This window comes from Micromonospora foliorum, from assembly GCF_022229015.1.
Taxonomy (GTDB): domain Bacteria; phylum Actinomycetota; class Actinomycetes; order Mycobacteriales; family Micromonosporaceae; genus Micromonospora; species Micromonospora foliorum.
On record NZ_JAKKFF010000443.1, the window covers coordinates 1 to 7613 of the forward strand.

The window sequence follows — 7613 nt, forward strand, 5'->3', positions numbered from 1 at the left end:
GGGCTCTTCCGATCTGGCGACGAAGAACACCGACGCCGCCGGAAACTAGTGGATCAACGAGTACGACGCCAAGGGCCGCCTCGGGCGCACTACCGACCCGGACAAGGGCACCACGACCAGCGCCGTCTACGACGGCAACGCGTTGAAGCAGACAGTCGACGCCCGCGGCGAGGCACTCGGGTACGTCTACGACCAACTGGGCCGCAAGACACAACTCCGCGACGTGCTCCGCCCGGGAACCCGGGTGCTCTCCAGCGGGCTGGGCGCGGAGGAGGCGCGGGCGCGCGCCGCCGTCGCCGAGGCCGCCGCCGGGCGGGCCGTCGCGCTTATCGGTTCCGGCGACGCCGGGGTGTACGCGATGGCCAGCCCCGCCCTGGAGTACGCCGACGAGCGGATCGACGTGGTGGGCGTGCCCGGCGTCACCGCCGCCCTCGCTGCCGGGGCGCTGCTCGGCGCGCCGCTCGGCCACGACCACGCCTACCTGAGCCTGTCCGATCTGCACACCCCGTGGGACGTCATCGAACGGCGGGTGACCGCCGCCGCCGAGGGTGACTTCGTGACGCTCTTCTACAACCCGCGCAGCCGGGCCCGCGACTGGCAGCTCGGCAAGGCGCTCGGCATCCTGGCCGCGCACCGACCACCGGACACCCCGGTGGGCGTGGTGCGCAACGCCAGCCGCCCCGGCGAACGGGTGCACCTCGCCACCCTGGGCACGCTCGACCCGGCCATCGTCGACATGTACAGCGTCGTGGTCGTCGGCAGCAGCGACACCCGGCTGGTCGCCGGCCGGATGGTCACACCCAGGGGGTACCGGTGGCGCTCGTGACGATGGACGCCTGCCAGGGCTGCGGCGCCTGCCTGCTCACCTGCCCCACGCACGCGATCCGACCGGTCGCCGGTGGCCTCACGGTCCGCGCCGACCGCTGCACCGGCTGCCTGGAGTGCCTGGAGATCTGCCCGGTCGACGCGATCCGCGTCGTCGAGCCCGACGCGGTTGGAGGAACCCGATGAGCCGGGTGGTGCACCCCATCGAGGTCGAGTCGTACCGCATCCTGCGAGAGCGCGTCGACCTGTCGCACCTGCCGCCGCTGAGCCGGGCGGTGACCGAGCGGGTGGTGCACGCCAGCGCCGACCTCGCGTACGTCGACGAGCTGGTCTGCGACGAGGCGGCCCTGGAATCGGGGCTGGCCGCACTGCGCGCCGGAGCGCCCGTGGTCACCGACGTGGCGATGGTCGCCGCCGGCATCACCCGGGCCGGCCTGGAACTGGTCTGCCCGGTCGCCGAGCCGGCCGCCACCGCCCTGGGCCGCTCGGCCGGCATCACCCGCTCGGCGGCCGCCGTCCGGATCGCCCTGCAACGGGTCGGACCCGGCGCCGTCTGGGTGGTCGGCTGCGCGCCCACCGCGCTTGTCGAACTACTCACCCTGGACGCCGCACCGGCGCTCGTCGTCGGCCTACCGGTCGGCTTCGTGGGCGCCGCCGAGTCGAAGGCGGCGCTGCGGGCCAGCGGCCTGCCCGCCGTGTCCAACGTGGGGGAGAAGGGTGGCTCGGCGGTCGCCGCCGCCGCCCTCAACGCCCTGCTCTACGTCGAGGAGAAGTCATGACCGGGTTGGTCATCGTCGGGCACGGTACGCGCAGCGCGGCCGGGGTCGAACAGTTCGCCGCACTCGTCGAGCGGGTCCGCGGTCGCGGTGCCGTCGGGGACGTCGAGGGCGGCTTCATCGAGCTGTCCCGCCCACCACTGACCGACGCGGTCGGCGCGCTCGTCGCCCGCGGGCACCGGGCGCTGGTGGCGCTGCCGCTGGTGCTCACCGGCGCCGGCCACGGCAAGGGCGACATCCCGGCCGCGATGGCGCGGGAGCAGCAGCGCCACCCCGGGCTCGGCTACCGCTACGGCCGCCCGCTCGGCCCGCACCCGCTGTTGCACGAAGCCCTCGAACAGCGCATCGACGCGGCACTGGCCGGTGCCGACCGGGCCGGCACGTGGGTGGCGTTGATCGGGCGGGGGTCCACCGACCCGGACGCCAACGCCGAGGTCGCCAAGGTCGCCCGGCTGCTCTGGGAGGGACGCGGCTACGCGGGCGTGGAGCCGGGGTTCATCTCCCTGGCGCAACCGTCGGTGCCGGCGGTGCTGGAGCGGTTGCGCCGCCTCGGCGCGCGGCGGATCGTGGTGGCGCCGTACTTCCTGTTCGCCGGGGTGCTGCCGGACCGGATCGTCGCCCAGTCGGCGGAGTTCGCCGCCGCCCACCCCGACCTGGACGTCCGGGTCGCCGAGGTGATCGGCGACTGTGACGCCCTCGCCGACCTCGTCCTGGAGCGGTACGCCGAGGCGCTGGGCGGGGACATCCGGATGAACTGCGACACCTGCGCGTACCGGGTGTTGATGCCCGGGTTCGCCGACAAGGTGGGTCGCCCGCAACGCCCGCACGACCACCCCGACGACCCGGTCGGCCATCACCATCATCACGGGCACGACCACCACGACCACAACCACGGCCACGACCACGGCTCGGTCGCCGTGGTCGGCGGCGGGCCGGGGCCCGACGACCTGATCACGGTACGCGGAAAGGCGCTGCTCGACGCGGCGGACGTCGTGGTGGTCGACCGACTCGCCCCGCAGGGGCTGCTCGCCGGGCTGCGCCCGGACGTGCTGGTGGTCGACGCCGCGAAGGTCCCCCGTGGCCCGTCGATGGCCCAGGAGGCGATCAACGAGGCCCTCGTGTCGCACGCCCGCGCCGGTCGCCGGGTGGTCCGGCTCAAGGGTGGTGACCCGTACGTCTTCGGGCGCGGCCACGAGGAGGTGCTGGCCTGTGCGGCGGCCGGCGTCCCGGTGACGGTGGTCCCCGGGGTGAGCAGCGCGCTCGCCGCACCGGCGCTCGCCGGCGTGCCGGTGACGCACCGGGGCGTGGCGCACGACCTGACCGTGGTGTCCGGGCACCTGCCACCCGGGCACCCCGACTCGCTCGTCGACTGGGCGGCGCTGGCCCGGGCCCGGGGCACCGTTGTGCTGCTGATGGCCGTCGACACCATCGCCAAGATCGCGACCGTGCTGATCGAGCACGGTCGCGCCCCGGAGACCCCGGTGCTGGCGGTGCAGGACGCCGGGCTGCCCGAGCAGCGGTCGGTGCCCGCCCGGCTGGACGAGATCGGCGCCGTCGCCGCCCGGGAGGGCGTCGCCCCACCCGCTGTCTTCGTCCTCGGCCCGGTGGTGGCCCTCACCACCACCGGGCCGACGGGATGACGACTACTCGCTGCGGGCGGTCTCCGGCCCGGTGATGCGTTCCAACAGCGGCAGGGTGGAGGCGATGACGCCGAGGCAGGCCACCAGCCCGACGACGACGATCACGTAGAAGCCCGGCTGCGGCGCGACGAGCGTGTAGTCCATCTGCGCCCGAAGGAACAGGTGGGCGGCGAGGAGGCCCATGCCGATGGCGACGGCGGCGACGGCGAGCATCGGTACGGCGCTCTCCAGCGCCACCACCCGACGCAGGACCCGCACCGGAGCGCCGCTGAGCCGCAGCAGGCTGAACGGGCGTCGGCGTTCGGTGAGACCACCGATGACGCTGACCGCGAGGCTGCACCCGCCGAGCGCGAGGCTGGCCACGATGATGACGTTGGCCAGTTGCTCCCAGCCGCGCAGCGTGTTCGCGAACTCCGACTCGAAGTCGCCGGGCACGTTCGGTGCCACCCGGAAGGCCGGGAAGGTGGCCTCGAGGACGGTGCGTACGCGTTCGACGGCGGCTGCCGACCCGTCCGTGTCGACGACGATCGACATCACCGGCAGCTGTTGGAGATCGTCGAGCGAAACCGACGCGGAGGGCCAGACCCTGGCGGACGACGCCGACTCCCGGAAGGGGACGAGGCTCGTCGCCACCTCTGCGACTGTGGCGCCCTCGGCACACCGGCCGTACGCGCTCGGGATGTCGGTACACGCGATCACGCCGGGCTCGCTGGCGCTCATCCAGTCCGGGTTCTCGCGCACCGCGGCCCCGGAGCGCACGCCGTTGACCGAGCGCAGCTCGGTGAAGAGCGTGTCAGGCACCGCCGGCGCATCCTCAGGAAGGTAGAGAGACACCTGTCCCGCCTCCGTCGAGCCGATCGGCGCCGGGCCGCGGTTGGCGACGATCGTGGTGATCACGCCGACGGCCACGCTCGTGACGAAGAGCGCGAGCATGATGCCGCTGATCGCCCGGAAGCCGGCCTTCGGGTTGTCGGCGAGGCGTCGCGCGGCGATGAGCGTGGCCGGTCGGTTGGCATGCCGGGCCATCACCCGCGCGCCGACCATCGTCAACCAGGGGCCGGCGAAGACCAGGCCAGCCATGATGAGCAGAAGGGCGGGCAGGAACACCGCGGTCTGGCCATCGGATGTCGGAGGCCGGAACCCGATGGCGAAGAACAGCACGGTGATGCCGAGCATCATCGGGATCAGCCGGTACGCGCGCGGTGCGCGGGGGGTGACCCGCCGGGTGACGCCCAGCGGCGAGATCCGTACCCGGCGCAGCGAGACCTGGGCGGCCAGTGCGGCGCCGGCCGGGACGCCGAGCGCCACCAGCAGGACGTCCAGCACGCCCAGCGACATGTCGCTGGGGAAGAACGGCATGCCGGTGAACGGGATGCCCGCGAGCGGGTCGCGGAAGGCGTAGAACAGGCCGAAGCCGACGGCGGTGCCGGCGACGGCGGCGGCGGCCGCCTCCACGGCCGCGACCATCGAGATCTGCCTCGGTGTGGCGCCGACCAGACGCATCGCGGCGAAGCGCTGCTCCCGACGGGCGGCGCTGAGCCGGGTGGCGGTGCCGATGAAGATCAGCACCGGGAAGAGCAGCCCACCGGCGATCACGCCCAGAATGAGGTTCACCGTCGTCTCGGGCAGCGCGGGGGTGTCGCCGACGCGGGTGACCTGCTGCGCATTGGGCAGTTTCGCGATCTGGTCGGGGGTGCCGCCGGCGATGACGAGCAGGGTGTCCGGCGAGGTCAGCGCGGCCGGACCAACGGTGCCGAGGTCACGCCCCGGGTAGCGGTCGCCCAGTTGGTCGGCCGGGTGGGCGGCCAGCAGTTCGCGGAACGCGGGCGAGGCGTAGTACTCGCCGGGACCCGGGGTGGTCGGGATACCGACCGGGGTGGGCGCGTCCGGGCCGGTCGCGGCGAGGTCGATCCGGATGATCTGCTCACCGTGGAAGTAGTCCTCCCGGGTCGACCACAGCAGGGGATCGGCGTCACCCGCCGTCGAGGCGTTGGGATACACCGACGCGTACCGGGTGAGCTGGGAGTTGACCGCGTTGACCCCGGCGAGGGTGGTCAGCAGCAGCCCGCTGCCGACCGCGACTGCGGCGGCGATGACGACCAGGCGGGTGAGCGCCTCACGGCCGCCGGCCACGGCGAGGCGGAGCCCGAAGCGGATCACGAGGCGATCCGGTCCGGCGCGTTCACGCGCCCGTCGCGGACCATGACCTCGCGGTCGGCGTACGCCGCGATCCTGGGCTCGTGGGTCACCAGGATGACGGTGGTGCCCTGCTCGCGGGCGGCGCCGACCAGCAGGTCCATCACCTGCTCGCCGGTGAGCGAGTCGAGCGCGCCGGTCGGCTCGTCGGCGAAGAGCACCTGCGGCTCGGCGACCAGGCCGCGGGCCAGGGCGACCCGTTGCGCCTGCCCGCCGGAGAGCTCACCCGAGCGCCGCTGCTCCAGGCCGTCCAGGCCGAGGCGCGCGAACCAGTCGTACGCCTTCGGCAGCGCCTGCTTGCGGCGTACGCCGCTGAGCAGCAGTGGCAGCGCGACGTTCTCCACCGCGGTCAGCTCGGGGACGAGTTGACCGAACTGGAACACGAAACCGAACCGGTCCCGGCGCAGGCTGCTGCGCTCGGTCTCGGCCATGGCGTGCACCCCGGCCCCGTCGAAGAGGATCTCGCCGGAGTCGGGCACCAGGATGCCGGCCAGGCAGTGCAACAGGGTGGACTTGCCCGAGCCGCTGGGACCCATGACGGCGAGGATCTCGCCCGCCTCCACGGCGACGCTGGCGCCGCGCAGGGCGGGGGTCTGACCGAAGGAGAACTCCACGTCGCGCGCTTCGATCACGACGCTCACGGCCGCACCTCTTTCCGCAGGGCGTCCAGTCGGGCGCCGGTCATCTCGATCCATCGGAGGTCCGCCTCCAGGTGGTAGAGGCCGTGGTCGGCCAGCAGCGCGTCGACCAGGCTGCCGGCGCGCTTGATCTCGGTGAGCTCACGCATCCGGCGCAGGTGCGCGCTGCGCTGGGTGTCGAGGTATTCGGCGGCCGGCCGGTCCAGCATCAGCGCGAGCACGACCTTGGCGAAGAGCACTGTCTGCAGGTGCGGCTCCGGGTCGACCGGTTGGGTCAGCCACTGCTCGACCTCGGTCGCGCCGACGTCGGTGATGATGTAGCGCTTGCGGTCGGGGCCGGCGCCGGGGGCGACGTCGCTGATCACCACCTTGCCGTCGCGGGCCAGCCGGCTGAGGGTGGAGTAGACCTGGCCGAACGGCAGTGGCTTGCCCCGGCCGAAGAAGGCGTCGTAGTCGCGCTTCAGGTCGTAACCGTGGCTGGGCTCCCGTTCGAGGAGGCCGAGAAGAGTCAGTGGCACGCTCATGCCTGCAGGCTACACCGAGGGTATACCTCGCGTATATACCCTCGGTGTGTTGCTGACCGACGCCTGGTCCGGGCGCTGGTGTCGATGGAAACGGGTGTGACGTTGCGGGTGTGCGGTCAGCCGGTCAGGGCGCGGGCCAGGGCGTAGCCGGCGGTGGCAGCGGCCAGCCCGGCGGTCACGCTGCCCAGCACGTTGGCCAGCGCGAGGAGCCGATGGCCGCCCCGGGCCAGCCGCAGCGTCTCGTAGCTGAAGGTGGAGTAGGTGGTCAGCGCGCCGCAGAACCCGGTGCCGACCAACGCGCTGACCGCCGGGCCGGCCGGCCACCCGACCAGGACACCGAGCAGCAGCGACCCGGCCACGTTGACGAGCAAGGTGCCCCAGGGGAACGCCGAGCCGTGCCGGGACTGCACGGCCCGGTCGGTGAGGTAGCGCAGCGGCGCGCCGACGGCCGCGCCCAGGGCGATGAGCAGGACGGTCATCGGGCCACCCGACGCACCAGCCCGGCGGTGACGGCGTCGCCCAGGGCGACCGCGACGAGCGCCCCGAGCACCGTCGCGGCGAGGTACGCCAGCGCGGTGCCCGGTGCGCCCACCACGATCGCCTGCTGGACGTCGACCGCGTAGGTGGAGAAGGTGGTGAACCCACCGAGCACCCCGACCCCGAGGAACGGGCGAGCCAGCGGGTGCCCGCCGTCGATGTGCCCGAGCACCGCCATCAGCACGCCGATCAGCAGGCAGCCGGACGTGTTGATGGCGAACGTGGCCCACGGAAAGCCGGTCGGTGGGTGCGGAACGGCGTGTTGCAGGCCGGCCCGGGCCAACGCGCCGAGCACCCCACCGGCCGCGATCGCGGCGAGAACCGTCGCGGGGCGCGCGGTCAGCTCGCGGCGGTCGGCGGGGACGCGCAGGTCGACGTCGGGGTCGGTACGCGGCTCGAACGGCTCTGGCACGGCTCCTCAGCGTAGTGCCGGCGCCAGCGTCGCCAGCACGCTGTCGGTGACAGCGGCCTGAGCGC

At 73.4% G+C, this 7613-nt stretch carries 8 protein-coding genes and 1 pseudogene; 4 read left to right on the forward strand and 5 right to left on the reverse strand.

What is annotated here, in order from left to right:
- Window positions 1-211 precede the first annotated feature (211 nt).
- The 4 genes and pseudogenes from PSH25_RS26920 to cobA all read left to right on the forward strand — a co-directional run.
- Window positions 212-826: pseudogene (locus PSH25_RS26920) on the forward strand (SAM-dependent methyltransferase); the annotation flags it as partial.
- Window positions 827-828: 2 nt separating this feature from the next.
- Window positions 829-1011 carry a 4Fe-4S binding protein gene (locus PSH25_RS26925; protein ID WP_274528013.1) on the forward strand — a complete coding sequence of 61 codons (183 nt, stop codon included), beginning with the start codon at window positions 829-831 and terminating at the stop codon, window positions 1009-1011.
- Window positions 1008-1604, forward strand: coding sequence for a precorrin-8X methylmutase (locus PSH25_RS26930; RefSeq protein ID WP_238661697.1), 597 nt, complete (start codon window positions 1008-1010; stop codon window positions 1602-1604). Before PSH25_RS26925 ends, PSH25_RS26930 begins: the two co-directional genes overlap by 4 nt.
- Window positions 1601-3241, forward strand: coding sequence for a uroporphyrinogen-III C-methyltransferase (gene cobA / locus PSH25_RS26935; protein ID WP_238661698.1), 1641 nt, complete (start codon window positions 1601-1603; stop codon window positions 3239-3241). Before PSH25_RS26930 ends, cobA begins: the two co-directional genes overlap by 4 nt.
- Before the next feature lie 3 nt (window positions 3242-3244).
- On the opposite strand, the gene PSH25_RS26940 is transcribed toward cobA, so the two are convergent.
- The 5 genes from PSH25_RS26940 to PSH25_RS26960 all read right to left on the reverse strand — a co-directional run bounded on the left by PSH25_RS26940 (window position 3245) and on the right by PSH25_RS26960 (window position 7548).
- Window positions 3245-5401 carry an FtsX-like permease family protein gene (locus PSH25_RS26940; RefSeq protein ID WP_238661699.1) on the reverse strand — a complete coding sequence of 719 codons (2157 nt, stop codon included), beginning with the start codon at window positions 5399-5401 and terminating at the stop codon, window positions 3245-3247.
- Window positions 5398-6078 (reverse strand): ABC transporter ATP-binding protein, encoded by a 681-nt coding sequence (locus PSH25_RS26945; RefSeq protein ID WP_238661700.1) that lies wholly within the window; start codon window positions 6076-6078, stop codon window positions 5398-5400. The genes PSH25_RS26940 and PSH25_RS26945 overlap by 4 nt, the downstream gene beginning before the upstream one ends.
- Entirely contained in the window at window positions 6075-6599 is a 525-nt protein-coding gene (locus tag PSH25_RS26950; protein WP_238661701.1) for a PadR family transcriptional regulator, read from the reverse strand. The genes PSH25_RS26945 and PSH25_RS26950 overlap by 4 nt, the downstream gene beginning before the upstream one ends.
- 116 nt (window positions 6600-6715) lie before the next feature.
- Window positions 6716-7078 (reverse strand): fluoride efflux transporter CrcB, encoded by a 363-nt coding sequence (gene crcB / locus PSH25_RS26955; RefSeq protein ID WP_238661702.1) that lies wholly within the window; start codon window positions 7076-7078, stop codon window positions 6716-6718.
- A complete protein-coding gene (locus PSH25_RS26960; RefSeq protein WP_238661703.1) occupies window positions 7075-7548 on the reverse strand; it encodes a fluoride efflux transporter FluC in 474 nt (157 codons plus the stop codon). The genes crcB and PSH25_RS26960 overlap by 4 nt, the downstream gene beginning before the upstream one ends.
- Between the last annotated feature and the right edge of the window lie 65 nt (window positions 7549-7613).